This is a genomic window from Nonomuraea aridisoli (assembly GCF_003236395.1).
Classification (GTDB): Bacteria; Actinomycetota; Actinomycetes; order Streptosporangiales; family Streptosporangiaceae; genus Nonomuraea; species Nonomuraea aridisoli.
Map to the genome: position 1 here is coordinate 1 of NZ_POUD01000620.1, position 732 is coordinate 732.

Below are 732 nucleotides of genomic sequence, written 5' to 3' on the forward strand. Positions count from 1 at the left end.
TCACGCTGGCGCAGCTCTACGCGGTCGCCGTGATCGTCAGCATCGGCACGGCCTTCTTCGACGTCGCCCACCTGAGCTTCCTGCCCTCCATCGTGACCAAGGAGCAGCTGCCCAAGAGCATGGGGACTTTGGAGTCCGTGCGCAGCCTCTCCGTGCTCTTCGGCCCCGGCCTCGGCGGCTGGCTCGTGCAGGTGCTCACGGCGCCCATCGCCATCGTGGTCGACGCGGTCAGCTACATGGTCTCCGCCATCCTGCTGGCGACCGTCAAGGCCAAGGAGACTCCCTCCGGGGAGCGCGTGAGCCTGATGGAGGGCCTGCGCTACGTGCTCGGCCACCCCGTCCTGCGCCTGATCGGCCTCGTCGGCGCCATGAACATGTTCGTCAGCGGCATCTTTGCCATCGTCCAGCCGTTGTACCTGGTCGACGAGCTGGGCGTGAGCGCGGCGGCCTACGGCCTGATGGTCTCGGGCGCGGGGGTGGGCGGCCTGCTCGGCGCGCTCCTCGCGTCACGCGTGATCGCCCGCTTCGGTCACGGCCCCACGATGTGGGGCACAGCCGTCCTCATGCTGCCGCTCTTCGTGCTCGTCGCCTTCACGGGACCCGGCTGGCGGCTCGCCCTGTTCCCGATCGGCATGGCGCTCATCTCCCTGGTCGGGGTCATGAACAACGTCGCCCAGGGCAGTTACCGCCAGGCGATCTGCCCAGAAGCCCTGCGCGGCAGGATGAACGCCA

General features: G+C 68.9%; 1 protein-coding gene. It reads left to right on the top strand.

All coding sequences use genetic code 11. The features are described 5' to 3' along the window. Positions 1–732, top strand: a 732-nt coding sequence (locus C1J01_RS48435) for an MFS transporter (RefSeq protein WP_181449393.1), incomplete at both ends; no start/stop codon positions are given.